An 18,496-nucleotide genomic window follows, 5' to 3' on the forward strand; every position below is an offset into this window, starting at 1 on the left:
TTAGAGCCTAGTCGACAACGCTGGATTGCACAGGGTTCAGAAAGGAAAGCGGGAGCCGGTTGCCGGCTCCCGTGCAGCAATGTCTTACATTTCGACCTGGGTGCCCAGCTCGATCACCCGGTTTACCGGGAGCTTGAAGAAGCGCAGGTTGCCGTTGGCGTTCTTCAGCATGAAGGCGAACAACGCCTCACGCCAACGGGCCATGCCCTTGATCCGCGAGGCGATCACCGTTTCGCGGCTGAGGAAGTAGGTGGTGCGCATCGGGCTGAAGTCCAGGTCATCGAGGTGACACAGCTTCAGCGCTTCGGGCACATCCGGCTCATCGGTAAAGCCAAAGTGCAGGATCACGCGGAAGAAGCCTTCGCCGTAGGCATCCACCTCGAAGCGCCGTGCGGCCGGGACGCGGGGGATGTCCTCATAGACCACGGTCAGCAGCACCACTTGTTCATGCAACACCTGGTTATGCAGCAGGTTGTGCAGCAGCGCATGGGGCACGGCGTCCGGGCGAGCGGTGAGGAACACGGCGGTGCCCTGCACCCGATGGGGCGGCTGCACGCGGATACTGCTGATAAAGATCGGCAGCGGCAGGCCACCTTCGTCGAGGCGCTCCACCAACAATTGCTTGCCGCGCTTCCAGGTGGTCATCAGCACGAACAGCACGATCCCCGCCAAGACCGGGAAGGCGCCGCCCTGGATGATCTTCGGCACGTTGGCGGCAAAATACAGCCCGTCGACCAATAGGCAGCAGACCAACACCGGCACGGCCAGGATCGGTGGCCACTTCCACAGCAGCAACATCACGGCCGACACCAGGATGGTGGTCATCAGCATGGTCCCGGTCACCGCCACGCCGTAGGCCGAGGCCAATGCGTTGGAGGATTCGAAGCCCAGCACCAGCAGGATCACACCGACCATCAGCGACCAGTTCACCGCGCCGATGTAGATTTGGCCCTGCTCGGCACTAGAGGTGTGCTGGATGTGCATGCGCGGGATGTAGCCCAGCTGGATCGCCTGGCGGGTCAATGAGAACGCACCGGAAATAACCGCCTGGGAGGCAATCACTGTGGCCAGTGTCGACAACACCACCAGCGGAATCAGCGCCCAACTCGGGGCCAGCAGGTAGAACGGGTTGCGCGCAGCCTCCGGGTCACCCAGCAGCATGGCGCCCTGGCCGAAATAGTTGAGTACCAGTGCCGGCAACACCAGGATGAACCAGGCACGGGCGATGGGTTTGCGGCCGAAGTGACCCATGTCGGCGTACAGCGCCTCGGCGCCGGTCAATGCCAGCACCACCGCGCCAAGGATGGCCACGCCGATGCCTGGGTGAGCTTCAAAGAAGCGCACGCCCCACATCGGGTTCAATGCGTTGAGCACTTCTGGGTGCAGGGTGATGCCATACACACCGAGACCGCCGAGCACCAGGAACCACGTCACCATCACCGGACCGAACAGCTTGCCGATACGGTCCGTGCCGTGTTTCTGGATCAGGAACAGCGCCACCAGCACCACCAGCGCGATGGGCACCACCCATTTTTCCAGGCCGTCGAACGCCAGTTCCAGGCCTTCAATGGCCGACAAGACGGAAATCGCCGGGGTGATCATGCTGTCGCCGTAGAACAGCGCTGCCCCGCACAGGCCACAGACCACCAAGAAACTGCGCAGCTTCCTGCGCTCCCCCGCCGCCCGTCGTGCCAGGGCCGTGAGCGCCATGATGCCGCCCTCGCCCTGGTTGTCGGCGCGCAGCACGAACAGCATGTACTTGATCGAGACCACCCAGATCAGCGACCAGAAGATCAGCGCCAGGATCCCCAGCACGCCATCATGGTTGACCTGAACCCCATAACCGCCGTTGAACACCTCTTTAAGGGTGTAGAGCGGGCTGGTCCCAATATCGCCATAGACCACCCCGACCGCTGCCACCAGCATGCCAATCGGCTTGGCGTTCGACTGCTCGGCACCTGCCGCCTGATTACTCGCGTGACCCATCAACCACTCCTGCCCTTTGACCTGAGGTCTTTTATAAACAACGCGTCTAAGCTGACCGTAGCATGCGCTGTTTTACTTCTCGTAACAGACGTTTTATTGACCTCGGGCTTTTACCCGTGTGCAACGGCGCGAAGCATAGCGCAGCACTCGTCGCATTTCCCTGCATAAAGCTGGTCAAGTGCGCTGCCCGTCGCTAGAATTGCGCACTTTTTGATCAGAGGCGCACCAAGCGCCCGTCCGCAGCCCTGTCGTGCCCGACTGGCGGCGTCATTCAATACCGAGGTTAGACATGTCCACCACCATCGCAAAGGCCAACCCCAAGGTTGGCTTTGTTTCCCTGGGTTGCCCGAAGGCTCTGGTCGACTCCGAGCGCATCCTCACGCAACTGCGTATGGAAGGCTATGACGTTGTGTCCACTTACCAGGACGCCGACGTGGTGGTGGTCAACACCTGCGGCTTCATCGACTCGGCCAAGGCAGAGTCGCTGGAAGTGATCGGCGAAGCCATCAAGGAAAACGGCAAGGTCATCGTGACCGGCTGCATGGGCGTGGAAGAAGGCAATATCCGCAACGTGCACCCGAGCGTGCTGGCGGTGACCGGCCCGCAGCAATACGAGCAGGTGGTCAACGCCGTGCACGAAGTGGTGCCACCGCGCCAGGACCACAACCCGCTGATCGACCTGGTGCCGCCGCAAGGCATCAAGCTGACGCCGCGCCACTACGCGTATTTGAAGATTTCCGAAGGCTGCAACCACAGCTGCAGCTTCTGCATCATCCCGTCGATGCGCGGCAAGCTGGTCAGCCGCCCGGTCGGTGACGTACTGGACGAGGCCCAGCGCCTGGTCAAATCCGGCGTCAAAGAGCTGCTGGTGATCTCCCAGGACACCAGCGCCTACGGCGTCGACGTGAAGTACCGCACCGGTTTCTGGAACGGCGCGCCGGTGAAAACCCGCATGACCGAGCTATGCGAAGCCCTCAGCAGCCTGGGTGTGTGGGTGCGCCTGCACTACGTTTACCCGTACCCGCACGTGGACGAGCTGATCCCGCTGATGGCCGCCGGCAAGATCCTGCCGTACCTGGACATCCCGTTCCAGCACGCCAGCCCCAAAGTGCTCAAGGCCATGAAACGCCCGGCCTTCGAAGACAAGACCCTGGCGCGCATCAAGAACTGGCGCGAGATCTGCCCGGAACTGATCATCCGTTCGACCTTCATCGTCGGCTTCCCTGGCGAAACTGAAGAAGACTTCCAGTACCTGCTGGACTGGCTGACCGAAGCCCAACTCGACCGCGTCGGCTGCTTCCAGTACTCGCCGGTTGAAGGCGCCCCGGCCAACCTGCTGGACCTGGCCGTGGTACCGGATGACGTCAAGCAGGACCGTTGGGAGCGCTTCATGGCGCACCAGCAGGCCATCAGCTCGGCGCGCCTGCAACTGCGTATCGGCAAGGAAATCGAAGTGTTGATCGATGAAGTCGACGAGCAAGGCGCCGTCGGGCGTTGCTTCTTCGATGCGCCGGAAATCGACGGTAACGTGTTTATCGACGACGCCAGCGGCCTGAAGCCGGGCGACAAGGTCTGGTGCACCGTGACCGATGCCGACGAATACGACCTGTGGGCTGAAAAGCGCGACTAAGCCGTAAATAAACTGAAAAAGCCCCGCCTCTGTACAAGATGCGGGGCTTTTTTAGGTCTATCGTTTTGCCCATCGACGCCAATCATCGGCAAGGGGCAGCGGGCATGCGTCAGCATTCGGTTATCCACACACCTAAAATCAGCGACTACGCGGAATTGGCGCGCCTCTGGGAAGCCTCGGTGCGGGCCACCCACGATTTTTTGCCGGACAGCTACATTGTGCTGCTCAAGAATCTGGTGCTGACCCGCTACCTGGACGCCGTGATGCTGATCTGCACCAAGGACACGCGCCAACGCATCACCGGGTTTGCCGGGGTTGCGTGCGGCAAGGTCGAGATGCTGTTTATCGACCCGCAGCACCGGGGTGAAGGCCTGGGCCGGCAATTGCTGCGGTATGCGATCGAGCACTTGAACGCCGACGAACTGGACGTCAACGAACAGAACCCCCAGGCCCTGGGTTTCTACTTCAAACAGGGTTTCGAAGTGATCGGACGCACGGAGCATGATGGCCTCGGCCAGCCTTACCCATTGTTGCACCTGCGTTTGCGCCAGGTGCAGCCGCAAGTGCGTCAAGGCTAAATGAAATGGGGCCGGGATTAACCGCGCCCACACAGGTACAATAGCTGCCCCCTTTTGCTACGGCCCTTGTCATGACTGACCCCATACGCCTCTCCAAACGCCTTATCGAACTGGTCGGTTGCTCCCGTCGGGAGGCTGAGCTGTTCATCGAAGGCGGCTGGGTCTCGGTGGATGGTGAAGTGATCGACGAGCCGCAGTTCAAGGTCACCACCCAGAAGGTCGAGCTGGACCCGGAGGCCAAGGCCACCGCACCCGAGCCGGTGACCATCCTGCTGCACGCCCCCGCCGGCGTGGATGCCGAAACGGCCATGGCGTCGATCAGCGCCGAAACGCTCTCGGAAGAACACCGCTTCGGCAAGCGCCCGCTCAAAGGGCACTTCCTGCGCCTGACCGCCAGCGCCGACCTGCAGGCCAAGGCCAGCGGCCTGCTGGTGTTCACCCAGGACTGGAAGATCCTGCGCAAGTTGACCGCCGATGCCGCCAAGATCGAGCAGGAATACGTGGTGGAAGTCGAAGGCGACATGGTTGCCCACGGCCTCAACCGCCTGAACCACGGCCTGACCTACAAAGGCAAGGAGCTGCCGGCCGTCAAAGCCAGCTGGCAGAACGAAAACCGCCTGCGCTTTGCGGTGAAAAACCCGCAGCCAGGCGTGATCGCGCTGTTCTGCGAAGCCGTTGGCCTGAAAGTCATCGCCATTCGCCGCATCCGCATTGGCGGCGTGTCCATCGGCAAAGTGCCGGTCGGCCAATGGCGTTACCTGTCCGGCAAAGAGAAGTTCTAAGCCGCGCCCCTTTTCCCGGCACCGCCCCATCGCGGCGGTGCCCTCAGTTGAATACCAGGATTGCCTACCATGATTCACAACGACGTACTGCGCAGCGTGCGCTACATGCTCGACATCAGCGACAACAAGATGGTCGAGATCATCAAGCTCGGCGGCATGGACGTGACCAAGGACGACCTGCTGACCTACCTCAAGAAGGACGAGGAAGAAGGCTTCGTGTTCTGCCCGGATGACGTCATGGCGCACTTCCTCGACGGCTTGGTGATCTTCAAGCGCGGTAAGGACGAAAGCCGTCCGCCGCAGCCGATCGAGACTCCGGTGACCAACAACATCATCCTCAAGAAGCTGCGCGTGGCCTTCGAACTGAAGGAAGACGACATGCATGCCATCCTCAAGGCCGCCGAGTTCCCGGTGTCCAAGCCTGAGCTGAGCGCGCTGTTCCGCAAGTTCGGCCACACCAACTATCGCCCGTGCGGCGACCAGTTGTTGCGCAACTTCCTCAAGGGCCTGACGCTGCGGGTTCGTGCGTAAGCCATGAGTTACCACGTCTCGCCCGTCGGCTTCGTGCGCTCCTGCTTCAAGGAGAAGTTCGCCATCCCACGCCAGCCGCAGCTGGCGCCGGCCGCCCGTGGCGTGCTGGAGTTGGTGGCGCCGTTCGACGGGGGTGAGGCGGTGCAGGGCCTGGAGCAGGTCAGCCATGTGTGGTTGCTGTTCCTGTTCCACCAGGCGCTGGAAGACAAGCCACGCCTGAAAGTGCGCCCGCCGCGCCTGGGTGGCAACACGTCCATGGGCGTGTTTGCCACCCGCGCCACCCACCGACCCAACGGCATTGGCCAGTCAGTGGTCAAGCTGGAAAAGGTGGAGCCAGGACGGCTGTGGATTTCCGGGATTGATCTGCTCGATGGCACGCCGGTGCTGGATATAAAGCCGTACGTGCCATATGCCGACATTGTCGACGTCGCCACCAACGACATCGCCAGTGCTGCGCCACAGCTGATTCCGGTGGAGTGGTTGAAAACCGCCCTGCAGCAGGCACAAAGCCATGCAGAACGCCTTGGCGAACCCTTGGTAGCGTTGATTGATCAATGCCTGGCACAGGACCCACGGCCGGCGTATCAGACGCCGGGGCCGGAGCGTGAATATGGCGCGCAGTTCTGGGATGTGGATGTGCGTTGGCACTATCCAGAGGCTGGGGTGATTTGTGTGTTGGAAGTGCTTCCCGCCCAGTAAATCGCAGAGACGAAAAAGCCCGCGCTGCCTTCACAGGCAACGCGGGCTTTTCTTTTACTGTAGGAGCCGGCTTGCCGGCGATGGTCGTCAACGATGACGCGTTTCCTCTGGATAATCGCGGCGCCTTGAAGGGCATCGCCGGCAAGCCGGCTCCTACAGTGGGTCGGTGTTTATTTTTCGACGAATGCGCGTTCGATCAGGTAATCACCCGGCTCACGCATCCGTGGCGAAACCTTCAGGCCGAAGCTGTTCAACACTTCGCTGGTCTCGTCCAGCATGCTTGGGCTGCCGCACAGCATGGCGCGGTCGTCTTCAGGGTTGATCGGCGGCAGGCCGATGTCGCTGAACAGCTTGCCGCTGCGCATCAGGTCGGTCAGGCGGCCTTCGTTTTCGAACGGCTCGCGGGTCACGGTCGGGTAGTAGATCAGCTTGTCACGCAGGGCCTCGCCGAAGAATTCGTTCTGCGGCAGGTGCTCGGTGATGAATTCACGGTAAGCGACTTCGTTGACGTAACGCACGCCGTGGCACAGGATCACTTTTTCGAAGCGCTCGTAGGTTTCCGGGTCCTGGATTACGCTCATGAAGGGAGCAAGGCCAGTGCCGGTGCTGAGCAGGTAGAGGTGTTTGCCCGGCTTCAAATCGTCAAGCACCAGGGTGCCTGTCGGTTTTTTGCTGATGATGATCTCATCGCCTTCCTTCAAGTGCTGCAATTGGGAAGTCAGCGGGCCATCCGGGACCTTGATGCTGAAAAACTCCAGATGCTCTTCCCAGTTCGGGCTGGCAATGGAGTAAGCGCGCATGAGCGGGCGGCCGTTGGGTTGTTGCAGGCCGATCATCACGAACTGACCGTTCTCGAAGCGCAGGCCCGGATCGCGGGTGCACTTGAAGCTGAACAGAGTGTCGTTCCAGTGATGAACACTGAGGACACGCTCGTGGTTCATGTTGCTCATGTACGGGGGACTCCTGGAAATGGGTCTGCGCCAAATGTAGTTGCGCAATTGCACAGCATTCTAATGGCGGCGACAATATCTGTTAACTGGATTATTAAGATAAGGGTTATCGGTTATATCGATATGCGATTTACTCTCCGTCAACTGCAAGTCTTCGTCGCCGTCGCCCAGCAGGAAAGCGTCTCCCGCGCTGCTGGCCTTCTGGCCTTATCTCAATCCGCCGCCAGTACTTCGATTACCGAGCTGGAGCGGCAATCCAGCTGCCAATTATTCGACCGCGCGGGCAAGCGCCTGAGCCTCAATGCCCTCGGTCATCAGCTGCTACCCCAGGCGGTGGCGCTGCTCGACCAGGCCAAGGAGATCGAAGACCTGCTCAACGGCAAGTCCGGCTTTGGCTCCCTGGCAGTCGGCGCCACGCTCACCATCGGCAACTACCTGGCCACCCTGCTGATCGGCAGCTTCATGCAGCAGCACCCCGAGAGCCAGGTGAAGCTGCATGTGCAGAACACTGCCCATATCGTGCATCAGGTTGCGCACTACGAAATTGACCTGGGTCTAATCGAAGGCGACTGCAGCCACCCGGATATCGAGGTGCAAACCTGGGTCGAGGATGAGCTGGTGGTGTTTTGCGCGCCGCAGCATCACCTGGCCAAGCGTGGCGTGGCTAGCATGGATGAGTTGACCCACGAGGCGTGGATCCTGCGGGAACAGGGTTCGGGCACGCGCCTGACGTTTGACCAAGCCATGCGCCATCACCGCAGCACGCTGAATATCCGCCTGGAACTGGAGCACACCGAGGCTATCAAGCGTGCGGTGGAGTCGGGTTTGGGGATCGGCTGCATTTCGCGGCTGGCGCTGCGCGATGCCTTCCGCCGTGGCAGCCTGGTGCCGGTGGAGACGCCGGACCTGGACCTGGCCCGGCAGTTCTACTTCATCTGGCACAAACAGAAGTACCAGACCTCGGCCATGCGCGAGTTCCTGGAGCTGTGCCGCGCCTTCACCGCTGGGGTTCAGCGCAGCGACGAGATCGTGCTGCCGAGCATTGCCTGAAGGTCAGACCAGGATCACGGCCCACACCAGGGTGATCATGGTCAACGCGACGAATTGCGCGGCGCTGCCCATGTCCTTGGCGTTTTTTGACAGCGGGTGGCGGTCCAGGGAGATGCGGTCGATCGCCGCTTCTACCGCCGAGTTGAGCAACTCGACGATCAACGCCAGCAGGCACACCGCGATCAGCAAAGCTCGCTCGACCCGGCTGACATTCAGGAAGAAGCTCACCGGGATCAGGATCACGTTGAGCAGCACCAACTGGCGGAAGGCCGCCTCGCCGGTGAACGCCGCGCGCAGGCCATCCAGGGAATATCCCCCAGCATTGAAGATACGTTTGATACCGGTTTGACCCTTGAAAGGCGACATAGATGTAGGCAACTGAACCAAAGGAGTGAGGAAACTAGATCACGCAAAGTCAAAAAAGCGTGAATCGCTGACAGCTTAGTGCTGCGAAATTGACTCAAGTTGTTGCAAGAGTAGCGCCGCCTGGGTGCGCGTTCGCACCCCCAACTTGCGGAAGATCGCCGTCACATGGGCCTTGATCGTCGCTTCCGAGACGCTCAGCTCGTAGGCAATCTGTTTGTTCAACAACCCCTCGCACACCATGGTCAACACCCGGAACTGCTGGGGCGTCAGGCTGGCGAGGCCATCACGGGCGGCCTTGGCTTCGTCCGACACGTTGATTTCTTCAAATGCCTGCGGCGGCCAGGACACATCGCCATCCAACACCGTGCGCACGGCTTTCTGGATCTCTTCCATCGCGCTGGACTTGGGAATGAACCCGCTGGCGCCGAACTCCTTGGAGCGCACCACCACATCGGCTTCTTCCTGGGCCGAGACCATCACCACAGGGATCTGCGGGTATTGCCCGCGCAACAGCACCAGCCCGGAGAAACCGTAGGCACCGGGCATGTTCAGGTCGAGCAGCACCAGGTCCCAGTCGGATTTTTCGGTGAGGCGGGCTTCCAGCTCGGCAATGCTGGCCACTTCGACCAGGCGCACGTCCGGACCAAGGCCCAGGGTCACTGCTTGGTGCAGCGCGCTGCGAAACAGCGGGTGGTCATCGGCTATCAGGATTTCGTATGTGGCCATTGATTAAATGATCCTGTTTTTTATGGGAGCCCTGATGGGTTCAGGGTTCGCCAGTACACAAGGCGACAGCCAGGCAGCCATCGCCACAGGGCACGCTCAACGTCAAAAGCACCTGGAACGACGTCGAAAATTCACGGTTGCACCCCAATCGGCGCCCAGCATGCCCAGCGCAGCCTGGGGGGTCAAGCACTACGCCCACGGGCATTTTAGCGGGGTGAGGGTTTAGGGTGCCATCATGCAAACGTCGTCTGGCTATACCGCCGGTATATAGGGCGCAAGACGAGTATGGACGATGTCCGTCGGGTCCAGGGGCAACTGGAACTTGGCCGCCAGGTAATGGGTGCTGAAGACGTCGAGGTAGGCGTCCAGCACTTCGCAGGCAACTGGGTCATCGGCCAGCTCAAGGCACAGGGCCGCGACCTCGGCGGTACAGAAGTGGTCGTCGCGCTTTGAGCGGCGCAGCTTGTAGCGTGACAGCTGTTCCGGGGCCAGGCTGAGTACCGGCAAATGCTCCAGGTAGGGACTTTTGCGGAACATCTTGCGCGCCTCACTCCAGGTGCCATCCAGCAGGATGAACAGCGGGCGCTTGCCCTCCTCCACCGTGACTTCGCTGACGACACGCTCGGGGGCGACAAATTCGCCGGGGAACACGATGTAAGGCTGCCACCGCGGGTCGGCCAGCAGGGTGAGCAAGTCAGGATCGACCTCGGTGCGCGACCAGGCGAACGCCGTGGTGTCGTCGATGACATCGGCGATCAGCCAGCCGGTGTTGCTGGGTTTCATCGGCTCGACGTCATGCATCAGCAGGCACATGGCGGATTTCGCCGCGACCTTGGGCCGCCAGGCACACAGGCAATACTCGGGGATGACCCGGCAGCCGGGGCAGCGCTCGGCACGCGAGCCACGATTGAGAAACGGCCGGACGGCGCGGGTCAGGCGCTGGGTGCGCAGGCGGGAAACGGCGTGGCTCATCGGATGCGCCGCTGGAACAGGTAAATCGACACGGTGAAAACTCGTGGAAGGCGGAAGTGGCCGCAGTTTACCAGCGATACGCCTGGCTGTAGTGGCAGGGGCTCACCTATAATTGCGCGCCACTGAACGCACAGCGCAGTGGCTGGTCTATGCACCAGTAACCGAATCAGGAGAGTTTCATGCTGCGTTCCATGCTGCGTTTTGTCGCCCCATCCGTCGCCCTCGCGCTGGTATTGCCCGTGTGCGCCCAGGCGGCCTCGCTGCTGGAGGCCCAAATGAACCGGAAACTGCAAAGCGTCGCGGCTGAAAGCAACAAGGACCTGCCCCGGGAAATCGACGAAAAAACCCTGGAAGTCGCCTACACCGTAGAAGGTATGCAACTGATCGACCACTTGAGCGTGTTGCCCGACCGCGCCGAACAGATGCGTGCCAACCCCAAGGCGGTGTATTTCCAACTGGGCCAGAGCGTGTGCCTGAACAAAGGCTACCGCGAGCTGATGGCCAAGGGCGCAGTGATGCGCTACGAAATCACCGAGAACAAGACCAACCGTCCTGTGGCATCGGTGAAGTTCGTGGAAGCGGATTGCCCGGCACCGGCGGCGGCAAAGAAGAAAAAGTAACCTGTTCCTGACCCTCGCGCGCTGCCGTCCGGTGGCGCGCACTCCCTGCGCTTCAACTCCCCGTACACAGCTAAACTCCCTGATGAGTGACCAATAAGCGGTTGCCAGCCAAGGGTTTTTCGGCCCATGATCACGCTATCCCAACCGCCCGTTCACAATGGTTTCCACACCGTTCTGTAACATTTTCAGGGCACAAGAGGGTTGCCCTCCTGCGACTTGCAGTGCAAAGGTTTTTAAATCACAAGGAACATACAGAGCCCGTTTGCCGCCTGGCGAACCTGTGCAATGCCTTGGGCATGCAGCGACACATGCAGTGTCGCGGCCGCCGGACGAATTTCTCGCCGCAGGCCCCGCCTCTGTGAAGAAGGAGAAGTTGAATGCCTTACGAACCGAACGACAGCCTGCTCCGACATTTTGAAGAAAACGGCGCCGACCTCACGCAGCAGGTCGAAACCCAACTCCAGCTGATCGCCCCCAACAGCCCGAACATTCCGCTGTACCGCGACATGATCCTCACCGTGCTGCGCATGGCCCAGGACGACCGCAACCGCTGGAACGCCAAGATCACCCTGCAAGCCATTCGTGAACTCGACCACGCCTTTCGCGTGCTGGAGCAGTTCAAGGGTCGGCGCAAGGTCACGGTGTTTGGCTCGGCCCGTACGCCGGTCGAAAGCCCACTGTATGCCTTGGCCCGCGAAGTCGGCGCTGCCCTGGCGCGCTCGGACCTGATGGTGATCACCGGCGGTGGCGGTGGCATCATGGCCGCAGCCCACGAAGGTGCCGGCCTGGAACACAGCCTGGGGTTCAACATCACCCTGCCGTTTGAACAGCATGCCAACCCGACCATCGACGGCACCGAGAACCTGCTGTCCTTCCACTTCTTCTTTACCCGCAAGCTGTTCTTCGTCAAGGAGGCCGATGCACTGGTGCTGTGCCCGGGTGGTTTCGGCACCCTGGATGAAGCGCTGGAAGTACTGACCCTGATCCAGACCGGCAAGAGCCCGCTGGTACCCGTGGTGTTGCTGGACGCGCCCGGCGGCGGGTTCTGGCAAGGCGCCCTGGACTTTATCCGCAGCCAGTTGGAAGCCAACCGCTACATCCTGCCCACCGACCTCAAGTTGGTACGCCTGGTGTACAGCGCCGAAGAGGCAGTGGAAGAGATCAACCAGTTTTATGCCAACTTCCACTCCACCCGCTGGTTGAAGCGTGAGTTTGTGGTGCGCATGCATCACCCACTCAGTGATCGGGCATTGGCCCACCTGCAGGGTGAATTCGCCAGCCTGCGGCTGAGTGGAGAGTTCCAGCAACTTGCGTATACCGGCGAAGAGCATGATGAACCGAGGTTCAGCCATCTGACGCGGTTAGTGTTCAACTTCAATGGTCGCGATCAGGGCCGGCTGCGGGAGCTGGTGGATTACATCAACCTACCGGAGAACTGGGCGCAAGCTCAGGGGAAGGCGCAGCAACGAGTGGCGCCGGAGCCAGCGTGATTTTTTGAAGGCAAAAAAAAAGACCCACTATTTTCATAGTGGGTCTTTTTTATAGGCGGTGGTTTAGAGGGGTGGGGACACTTCGCAGCCCGGCGGGAGCAAGCTCCCTCACCACACGAAGTATTCAGTCGTCCATGTCTCGACCGCTCAACAAGCGACTGATCATCTCCATCGAAAACCCGCGATAACTCAGGAATCGCCCTTGCTTTGCACGCTCCCTGGCATCAATAGGCAGATGGCCAGAAAACTTGCGTCGCCAGGTGTCTTCCAACTGCGCCTGCCAACTGATCCCGCACTCACGCAAGGCAAGGTCGATGTCCGCGCGTTGCAGGCCTCGCTGGCTCAGCTCTTCACGAATACGCGCTGGGCCGTAGCCGGAGCGGGCTCGGTAGGAGACAAAACTTTCGAGGTAACGGGATTCGGAAAGCAGCCCCTCTTCCGTCAGGCGGTCGAGGGCTGTTTCGATCATCTCGGGCTCCGCGCCGCGCTGACGCAATTTACGCGTCAGCTCGACCCGACCATGCTCGCGGCGAGCGAGCAGGTCCATTGCAGTGCGCCGGACGGCGACAAGTGTATCCAGTACAACAGTCATCGTTTGGTTCAGATGTCAGTGTCGACTTCTTCTACTTCTTCAACCGGCTCACGGTTGGCGGCAGCTTTCACGTCTGGCGCTGCGGTCAGCAGCTTGTCGCGGATCTGCTTCTCAAGCGTGGCAGCGATGTCCGGGTTGTCCGCCAGGAACTTGGCCGAGTTGGCCTTGCCTTGGCCGATCTTGCTGCCGTTGTAGGCATACCAGGCACCGGATTTTTCAACGAAACCGTGCAGCACGCCCAGGTCGATCATCTCGCCGTTCAGGTAGATACCCTTGCCGTAGAGAATCTGGAACTCAGCCTGACGGAAAGGCGGAGCCACTTTGTTCTTCACGACTTTAACGCGGGTTTCGCTACCCACAACCTCGTCACCTTCTTTCACCGCGCCAGTACGACGGATATCCAGACGGACCGAAGCGTAGAACTTCAGCGCGTTACCACCGGTGGTGGTTTCCGGGCTGCCGAACATCACGCCGATCTTCATACGGATCTGGTTGATGAAGATCACCAGGCAGTTGGCGTTCTTGATGTTACCGGTGATTTTACGCAGCGCCTGGGACATCAGACGGGCTTGCAGGCCCACGTGCATGTCACCCATCTCGCCTTCGATTTCAGCCTTCGGTACCAGGGCAGCCACGGAGTCGACTACGATCACGTCGATGGCGTTGGAGCGCACCAGCATGTCGGTGATTTCCAGGGCTTGCTCACCGGTGTCCGGCTGCGAAACCAGCAGGTCGTCAACATTGACGCCCAGTTTGCCGGCGTATTCAGGGTCGAGGGCGTGCTCGGCGTCGACGAACGCGCAGGTGGCGCCCATTTTCTGCGCCTGGGCGATCACCGACAGGGTCAGGGTGGTTTTACCGGAAGATTCAGGACCGTAGATTTCAACGATACGGCCTTTTGGCAGGCCGCCAATGCCGAGCGCGATGTCCAGACCCAGAGAGCCAGTGGAAATAGCCGGGATCGCCTGACGGTCGTGATCGCCCATACGCATTACGGCACCCTTGCCGAATTGACGTTCGATCTGACCCAGGGCCGCAGCCAAGGCTTTCTTCTTGTTGTCGTCCATTAAAGTCCTCACGTAATCAATAAGGCCGGGGCGGCCAACACCTGTATAAGTAGACAGTATTGTTCCACAAAGATCGGAGATCGCCTACCCCTGATTTTCTATTTCTGCTGCAGCTCGTCGCAACAAGCCCTCTAACGCGGCCTTTACCGTTTGTCGGCGGACCTCGTCGCGGTTGCCGGTGAAGTGCTCAAGCTCGGCCGTGACCTCATCGCCGACGCCGAAAGCCAGCCATACCGTGCCCACCGGTTTGTCCGGCGAGCCGCCATCCGGTCCCGCTACACCACTGACCGCCACGGCAAAGCGCGCCAGGCTTTTTTCCTGTGCACCGCGGACCATCGCCTCCACCACTTCCTGGCTGACGGCGCCCACTTTTGGAAACAACGTTTCCGGCACATTCAACTGCCGGGACTTCTGGCGGTTGGAATAGGTGACATACCCCGCCTCGAACCAGGCCGAACTCCCCGGGATCCGCGTGATGGCTTCCGCGATTCCGCCGCCGGTGCAGGACTCGGCAGTGGTGACGTGGGCATTGAGCACCTGCAAACGGCGCCCTAGTTCAGCAGCCAGTTGAGTGATTTCCTTCACGGTCGTCTCCAGACGTGGGCGGGGGTTTGCCTACCCTACAGGAGCCAATCGCACGCGCAAGTGACGGACCGTCTCAAGACACTAACGGGCGACGGCTCGTACATACGCCTGGCAGGCACGCAAGGCAATCAGGGCGCTGTCGCCGTCGTCGGTGATGCGGATAATTCGCTGAGCATGCGCTGGGTCAAGTCGGGCTCGCGGGGCTGCATGAACCACGCTGCCGGCGGCGGTGGCGGCCGGCATTGGGCAGCCACTGGAAGCGTCGAGAAGGACTGACAGCCGCACATCAGCAGTGGCAATACGGTCACGCAAAGCTGCTTGAGTACGCTGGGCATCGCTCAACTCCCGGGCATGTTGTTGGTCGATGGCACTGAGCTGTTGCTCAAGGGCCAGCCGCTTGCCTTGTTCGGCCTGCTGTTGCTGCAGGGCTGCCTGGGTCTGTATTGCTGACAAGTGCTCAATCTGCGCCCCGTACCGCCACGCCTGCACCTGCCAGACAACAGCCAACAGCACGCATACGCCAAGCACACCTAGGAAACGCATAGCACCGTCTTGGCCCGCGCCCACAACTGCAAACGGTCCTCCAGGCCATTGAGCCCGCCGTTGATACGCCGGGTGATGGTGGTGAACTGGTCCTTGTCGGCGAGTTCATTCAAGCCATTGCTTTGCCAGAACCAGGCGGCGGATTCACAAGCCCATTGCGGTTGCTCCAGTAATTCGGGTTGTCGCAGCAAGCGATCATCGCCGAACAGCGCCTCGCTGCAGGCCAGGTAGTTGCGGCGACCGGTGATCTGGATCAGCCCCCGGCCCCTGTACTTCTGGCCGTCGCCGTCCGCTTCAGGGGTGTTGCCCAGGCGTGCGGCCAGGGTGCCGGTGTCGTACTTGCTCAAATAAGTATCGCTGCCGAGTTCGCGCACGTAGCGCAGTTCGCCGGACTCGTGGCCGATCTGCGCGAGAAAAGCAGCAGCGCGCAGTACGCTGTTGATTTCGTACCGAACAAAAGTCGCATTCAGCGCGGTTGAAAAAAGGCCCGCCATACGGCGAGCGCCTGGCATGATTTGAATCAATTGAGGCTGCGTTATCAACACCACAGTCACCTTGAAAGCCCCCCTAGGTAGACAAACCAACGTCCGTGTTGGAACTGCGATAGGCACTGACCATTCCAGCCAGGTGCAACGAACTCGCGCCCCCAGTGATTAAGAAGATCACCCAGGTACGCCAATTCGCCAGGTCGTCCTTGTGCCACCAACTGGCGATCACCGCCCCAACGAGGCCCGCAATCAACAATTCGAACCTGTCGATCTTGTCGAGCAGGCGCTGTAAATACTCCATGCGCTCGACTCCGTGGGGCATGACTTGAATTGGAACGGCCCCAGCAGCACTCCCAGCTCGGAGCAATGGGTGTGGTGGAGCCGAAAACGAAAAGGCCCCGATCATGTCGAGGCCCTGAATAGGTGCGCGGTCTTTCCTGCAGTCAGCCAAAGATCAGCCCAGCGTCGACGCCCCAATGCATCGATCTCGCCAATCCAGTCTCGCGCCACTCAGGAAGTCTGGTGTGAACAGAGCGCACGGGCTGCCGGTTTTTTCCGTAGCGTTGCACTACCGGCTTATCAGCGTCCAGGCATCCCCCGAAGGGCCACCCTGGCTGTGGCGAGCCTGAATCAGAAATGAAAAAGCCCAGCGCGACGGCTGGGCTCTATTACGCAAGGAGATAGAAGATCATGGAGTCCAGTAAGCAATCTTGCCGTCTGCACCAACAGCTATAAACTTGCCGTTGCCGTAGGCGACGCTCCGGATATCGGTTCCTGCGAAAGTGTTGGCTTGCTGAACCCAGCCGATCCCATCCTCGGAAACGGCTGTCTTGCCGCCGTCGCCGACAGCTACATACTTGCCATTACCGTAAGCAATGTCGCGGATGACGGTTCCACCGAAACTGGTATCTTCCACAGCGGTCCAGATAAGCCCATTGGATGAATATGCCATTTTGCCATCCGCACCAACGATAAACATTTTCCCGTTGCAAAGCTTCATGGAAAGGATGGTGCTAGTGCCGAAGGTGCTGGTTCTGGGCGTGAATGTTTGCGGATTTTCCGTCGCCATCTTCACAGCGCTCAGCAGCTTCCCATTCGATCCCGCAACCAATACAAAACTGCCAATGACGTTGACGCAGTACACAGTCTCGCTAGAATCGAAGGTCGTAGCGCGCTCCACCTGGCCTGACCAATCGTTATAACGGGAAAAGACTTTACCGTTAGACCCAACCAGTATCCAGGTGTATTCGTTGCCGGAAATTGGGTAATAAAACACAATGCCTTGCAAGTCTCCGGACGCGCGAACAGTTGCCGTAAGGTCTGTCCAAGCCCTTTCAGGGTGGTCTGTGCTGCCGAAGATCAGATTGCCGGATTGAGAAAGGGCTTGAAGCGATACCCCAATACCGTTCCAGTACAGCTCGTTGAGGACCTTTCCGCTATCAGAGGTGAGGGCGCCCTTAAGCTTGGTCCACGCTGTACCAGTTGCGCCTCCGCTGACAACCTGAGTGGTTGTGGGAAGACCGTTGCCACCAACCGCATAAAACTTGCCTTGCGCAAAAACCACGCGCCTAAGCATGCCGGTGTTATCCACCGGTTGTACTTGAGTCCAAAGATCTTGCAAGGTTTGAGACGCTGAATTTGCGTTTTCCATTTTAAACTCCGTTACTGAGCTGATTTAAGTTCAGGCCTCTATATTGGGCGTATGGCGCTCATGGGCGATTGCTCGAGGCTCGCGGCCTTCACATGATTCAGCGTCCCACATCGGGAACATTTGATCTGGAGCTCTGTAAACCCACCCGTACGGGCGAGAAGTCTTTTGCAGTTACCGCATCTGAATTCTTTCAACATCTGCAAATTCCTTTTACTGAACCACCTTTTCCGTGTGATTGAGTAGGAAGCGGCGTTACATTCGCCGCCCTCTCACACCCACCTACACACAGGTCCGTAGACGGCGGCATGCCTGCGGGATCTTTGAGCAAAGACAGTCCGAGGTAGAAGTTCTGGGTGAAGGATACAATCCAAGTGTCATAGTCCGTTTCCGCACTGCTGAGCACGGAAGGGGCCGCGACAAGCGCAGTGGGCAAGTCGCATTGCTCGGACGGCAAGCCCCAGCGGTTATCCAGGGCCAAATCCATCAGTCGGCTGGCCAGGTCGCAGGCGTCAAAGGGCGTCGAGCCACTGACGACCGTGGCCTTGAGTGAAACCGACAAGACATGCGCCTTGCGCCCGGCAAGGGAGCGAACGCCCGGGCCATTGCGCTCCACGCTGATCAAAATGCCGGTTTTGTCGCCCGTGTCGGAGAAGTCATGGTGATTACCGACCCTTAGTTGTGGGAACGCGCGCTTCAGTGCGTCCCCAATCACCCTAGGCAGTTGGGAAGGTTTTTCGAGAAGTGTCATCTGCTTGCATCCTTGCAGCGCTTACTGCTGATCCGGGCGAGAGTTCGAGGCCTGGTTGACCCCGATGCGCTTGGCCGCCCAGCGTTCATAAAGGCCGATGGCCACGTCCGCGCCGGCCATGGCGGTCAGGCAACCAATGGCGCCGGCCGTCCAGATCGACATGCCGGCTGCGTAACACAGCATCAGGGCCGAAACCCCGCAGACCATGCACGCTCCCGACCTCAAGGCCAGGCGCCGAATCAGCGACCAACCACGGGCGCCCTCCTTGTCCGCGCGCCACATTTCGCCGGACACCCCGCCAATCAAGGCCAGTACGATCACCAGCCAGATAGGCATTTCCGCTAACGCTTGCTGCTCGTTTGTCATGTCACGCCTCCTGGCTGAGCACTACCGGCAAAGGGCCGGCTCTTGGGTAAATCCATTTATAGGTAGGCATTCCAAA

The 18,496-nt window shown here is 60.0% G+C and carries 22 protein-coding genes and 1 pseudogene; 8 read left to right on the forward strand and 15 right to left on the reverse strand.

The window, feature by feature from the left end:
• Positions 1-84 precede the first annotated feature (84 nt).
• Positions 85-1,986, reverse strand: coding sequence for a potassium transporter Kup (locus AC0IYN_RS04335; RefSeq protein ID WP_406598952.1), 1,902 nt, complete (start codon positions 1,984-1,986; stop codon positions 85-87).
• Between the two features lie 289 nt (positions 1,987-2,275).
• On the opposite strand from AC0IYN_RS04335, the gene rimO reads away from it, so the two are divergent.
• From rimO to tsaA, 5 genes are all read left to right on the forward strand, one after another.
• Positions 2,276-3,616 (forward strand): 30S ribosomal protein S12 methylthiotransferase RimO, encoded by a 1,341-nt coding sequence (gene rimO, locus AC0IYN_RS04340; RefSeq protein WP_003231334.1) that lies wholly within the window; start codon positions 2,276-2,278, stop codon positions 3,614-3,616.
• Positions 3,617-3,720: 104 nt separating this feature from the next.
• Positions 3,721-4,194, forward strand: a complete 474-nt coding sequence (locus AC0IYN_RS04345) for a GNAT family N-acetyltransferase (RefSeq protein WP_406598951.1) — start codon at positions 3,721-3,723, stop codon at positions 4,192-4,194.
• Positions 4,195-4,265: 71 nt separating this feature from the next.
• Positions 4,266-4,976: an rRNA pseudouridine synthase gene (locus AC0IYN_RS04350; protein WP_471840641.1), complete on the forward strand. Its 711-nt coding sequence runs from the start codon at positions 4,266-4,268 to the stop codon at positions 4,974-4,976.
• Between the two features lie 69 nt (positions 4,977-5,045).
• Positions 5,046-5,507 (forward strand): YehS family protein, encoded by a 462-nt coding sequence (locus AC0IYN_RS04355; RefSeq protein WP_016977930.1) that lies wholly within the window; start codon positions 5,046-5,048, stop codon positions 5,505-5,507.
• Between the two features lie 3 nt (positions 5,508-5,510).
• Positions 5,511-6,206 carry a tRNA (N6-threonylcarbamoyladenosine(37)-N6)-methyltransferase TrmO gene (gene tsaA, locus AC0IYN_RS04360; RefSeq protein WP_406598950.1) on the forward strand — a complete coding sequence of 232 codons (696 nt, stop codon included), beginning with the start codon at positions 5,511-5,513 and terminating at the stop codon, positions 6,204-6,206.
• A gap of 170 nt (positions 6,207-6,376) precedes the next feature.
• Here the strand turns inward: tsaA and fpr are convergent, their stop codons facing one another.
• Positions 6,377-7,156 carry a ferredoxin-NADP reductase gene (gene fpr / locus AC0IYN_RS04365; protein WP_003189055.1) on the reverse strand — a complete coding sequence of 260 codons (780 nt, stop codon included), beginning with the start codon at positions 7,154-7,156 and terminating at the stop codon, positions 6,377-6,379.
• Positions 7,157-7,279: 123 nt separating this feature from the next.
• On the opposite strand from fpr, the gene AC0IYN_RS04370 reads away from it, so the two are divergent.
• Entirely contained in the window at positions 7,280-8,206 is a 927-nt protein-coding gene (locus tag AC0IYN_RS04370) for a LysR family transcriptional regulator (protein ID WP_122719680.1), read from the forward strand.
• Between the two features lie 3 nt (positions 8,207-8,209).
• On the opposite strand, the gene AC0IYN_RS04375 is transcribed toward AC0IYN_RS04370, so the two are convergent.
• The 3 genes from AC0IYN_RS04375 to AC0IYN_RS04385 form a co-directional block, all read right to left on the reverse strand.
• Positions 8,210-8,572, reverse strand: a complete 363-nt coding sequence (locus AC0IYN_RS04375; protein ID WP_012722527.1) for a diacylglycerol kinase — start codon at positions 8,570-8,572, stop codon at positions 8,210-8,212.
• Positions 8,573-8,647: 75 nt separating this feature from the next.
• On the reverse strand, positions 8,648-9,298 hold the full coding sequence (gene erdR, locus AC0IYN_RS04380) for a response regulator transcription factor ErdR (protein ID WP_406598948.1): 651 nt from the start codon (positions 9,296-9,298) through the stop codon (positions 8,648-8,650).
• Between the two features lie 252 nt (positions 9,299-9,550).
• Positions 9,551-10,270: a tRNA-uridine aminocarboxypropyltransferase gene (locus AC0IYN_RS04385; RefSeq protein WP_471840642.1), complete on the reverse strand. Its 720-nt coding sequence runs from the start codon at positions 10,268-10,270 to the stop codon at positions 9,551-9,553.
• A 179-nt stretch (positions 10,271-10,449) separates the two neighbouring features.
• Here AC0IYN_RS04385 and AC0IYN_RS04390 point away from each other — a divergent pair, with 179 nt between their 5' ends.
• Complete coding sequence (locus tag AC0IYN_RS04390; protein ID WP_034102440.1) at positions 10,450-10,890, forward strand: PA3611 family quorum-sensing-regulated virulence factor; 441 nt, start codon at positions 10,450-10,452, stop codon at positions 10,888-10,890.
• Positions 10,891-11,267: 377 nt separating this feature from the next.
• Positions 11,268-12,380: an LOG family protein gene (locus AC0IYN_RS04395; protein WP_252993582.1), complete on the forward strand. Its 1,113-nt coding sequence runs from the start codon at positions 11,268-11,270 to the stop codon at positions 12,378-12,380.
• A gap of 124 nt (positions 12,381-12,504) precedes the next feature.
• Here AC0IYN_RS04395 and recX read toward each other — a convergent pair whose 3' ends face one another.
• The 10 genes and pseudogenes from recX to AC0IYN_RS04445 form a co-directional block, all read right to left on the reverse strand.
• Entirely contained in the window at positions 12,505-12,972 is a 468-nt protein-coding gene (recX, locus tag AC0IYN_RS04400; RefSeq protein ID WP_012722522.1) for a recombination regulator RecX, read from the reverse strand.
• An 8-nt stretch (positions 12,973-12,980) separates the two neighbouring features.
• Positions 12,981-14,039 carry a recombinase RecA gene (gene recA, locus AC0IYN_RS04405; protein ID WP_010170065.1) on the reverse strand — a complete coding sequence of 353 codons (1,059 nt, stop codon included), beginning with the start codon at positions 14,037-14,039 and terminating at the stop codon, positions 12,981-12,983.
• Positions 14,040-14,123: 84 nt separating this feature from the next.
• A complete protein-coding gene (locus AC0IYN_RS04410; protein WP_339499161.1) occupies positions 14,124-14,624 on the reverse strand; it encodes a CinA family protein in 501 nt (166 codons plus the stop codon).
• 81 nt (positions 14,625-14,705) lie between these two features.
• Entirely contained in the window at positions 14,706-15,167 is a 462-nt protein-coding gene (locus AC0IYN_RS04415; protein WP_457239426.1) for a lysis system i-spanin subunit Rz, read from the reverse strand.
• Entirely contained in the window at positions 15,155-15,712 is a 558-nt protein-coding gene (locus AC0IYN_RS04420; protein WP_457239425.1) for a glycoside hydrolase family 19 protein, read from the reverse strand. The genes AC0IYN_RS04415 and AC0IYN_RS04420 overlap by 13 nt, the downstream gene beginning before the upstream one ends.
• 58 nt (positions 15,713-15,770) lie before the next feature.
• A pseudogene (locus AC0IYN_RS04425) lies at positions 15,771-15,956 on the reverse strand (MFS transporter); the annotation flags it as partial.
• A gap of 387 nt (positions 15,957-16,343) precedes the next feature.
• Entirely contained in the window at positions 16,344-17,306 is a 963-nt protein-coding gene (locus AC0IYN_RS04430; protein WP_471840646.1) for a hypothetical protein, read from the reverse strand.
• A 38-nt stretch (positions 17,307-17,344) separates the two neighbouring features.
• Complete coding sequence (locus AC0IYN_RS04435; RefSeq protein WP_099494182.1) at positions 17,345-17,503, reverse strand: zinc finger domain-containing protein; 159 nt, start codon at positions 17,501-17,503, stop codon at positions 17,345-17,347.
• Positions 17,497-18,054 (reverse strand): hypothetical protein, encoded by a 558-nt coding sequence (locus tag AC0IYN_RS04440; RefSeq protein ID WP_471840647.1) that lies wholly within the window; start codon positions 18,052-18,054, stop codon positions 17,497-17,499. Before AC0IYN_RS04440 ends, AC0IYN_RS04435 begins: the two co-directional genes overlap by 7 nt.
• 21 nt (positions 18,055-18,075) lie before the next feature.
• Positions 18,076-18,420: a phage holin family protein gene (locus AC0IYN_RS04445; protein ID WP_068936982.1), complete on the reverse strand. Its 345-nt coding sequence runs from the start codon at positions 18,418-18,420 to the stop codon at positions 18,076-18,078.
• Between the last annotated feature and the right edge of the window lie 76 nt (positions 18,421-18,496).

The sequence above is a fragment of the Pseudomonas sp. AC112 genome (assembly GCF_979253545.1).

Bases quoted from the DNA above. Each gene is read 5' to 3' on its own strand.
- recA (WP_010170065.1), bottom strand. From the start codon at position 14,039: ATGGACGACAACAAGAAGAAAGCCTTGGCTGCGGCCCTGGGTCAGATC.
- AC0IYN_RS04385 (WP_471840642.1), bottom strand. From the start codon at position 10,270: ATGAGCCACGCCGTTTCCCGCCTGCGCACCCAGCGCCTGACCCGCGCC.
- AC0IYN_RS04415 (WP_457239426.1), bottom strand. From the start codon at position 15,167: ATGCGTTTCCTAGGTGTGCTTGGCGTATGCGTGCTGTTGGCTGTTGTC.
- AC0IYN_RS04335 (WP_406598952.1), bottom strand. From the start codon at position 1,986: ATGGGTCACGCGAGTAATCAGGCGGCAGGTGCCGAGCAGTCGAACGCC.
- AC0IYN_RS04430 (WP_471840646.1), bottom strand. From the start codon at position 17,306: ATGGAAAACGCAAATTCAGCGTCTCAAACCTTGCAAGATCTTTGGACT.
- AC0IYN_RS04355 (WP_016977930.1), top strand. From the start codon at position 5,046: ATGATTCACAACGACGTACTGCGCAGCGTGCGCTACATGCTCGACATC.
- tsaA (WP_406598950.1), top strand. From the start codon at position 5,511: ATGAGTTACCACGTCTCGCCCGTCGGCTTCGTGCGCTCCTGCTTCAAG.
- AC0IYN_RS04345 (WP_406598951.1), top strand. From the start codon at position 3,721: ATGCGTCAGCATTCGGTTATCCACACACCTAAAATCAGCGACTACGCG.
- AC0IYN_RS04350 (WP_471840641.1), top strand. From the start codon at position 4,266: ATGACTGACCCCATACGCCTCTCCAAACGCCTTATCGAACTGGTCGGT.
- AC0IYN_RS04445 (WP_068936982.1), bottom strand. From the start codon at position 18,420: ATGACAAACGAGCAGCAAGCGTTAGCGGAAATGCCTATCTGGCTGGTG.
- AC0IYN_RS04440 (WP_471840647.1), bottom strand. From the start codon at position 18,054: ATGACACTTCTCGAAAAACCTTCCCAACTGCCTAGGGTGATTGGGGAC.
- AC0IYN_RS04390 (WP_034102440.1), top strand. From the start codon at position 10,450: ATGCTGCGTTCCATGCTGCGTTTTGTCGCCCCATCCGTCGCCCTCGCG.
- AC0IYN_RS04375 (WP_012722527.1), bottom strand. From the start codon at position 8,572: ATGTCGCCTTTCAAGGGTCAAACCGGTATCAAACGTATCTTCAATGCT.
- fpr (WP_003189055.1), bottom strand. From the start codon at position 7,156: ATGAGCAACATGAACCACGAGCGTGTCCTCAGTGTTCATCACTGGAAC.
- recX (WP_012722522.1), bottom strand. From the start codon at position 12,972: ATGACTGTTGTACTGGATACACTTGTCGCCGTCCGGCGCACTGCAATG.
- rimO (WP_003231334.1), top strand. From the start codon at position 2,276: ATGTCCACCACCATCGCAAAGGCCAACCCCAAGGTTGGCTTTGTTTCC.
- erdR (WP_406598948.1), bottom strand. From the start codon at position 9,298: ATGGCCACATACGAAATCCTGATAGCCGATGACCACCCGCTGTTTCGC.
- AC0IYN_RS04395 (WP_252993582.1), top strand. From the start codon at position 11,268: ATGCCTTACGAACCGAACGACAGCCTGCTCCGACATTTTGAAGAAAAC.
- AC0IYN_RS04370 (WP_122719680.1), top strand. From the start codon at position 7,280: ATGCGATTTACTCTCCGTCAACTGCAAGTCTTCGTCGCCGTCGCCCAG.
- AC0IYN_RS04435 (WP_099494182.1), bottom strand. From the start codon at position 17,503: ATGTTGAAAGAATTCAGATGCGGTAACTGCAAAAGACTTCTCGCCCGT.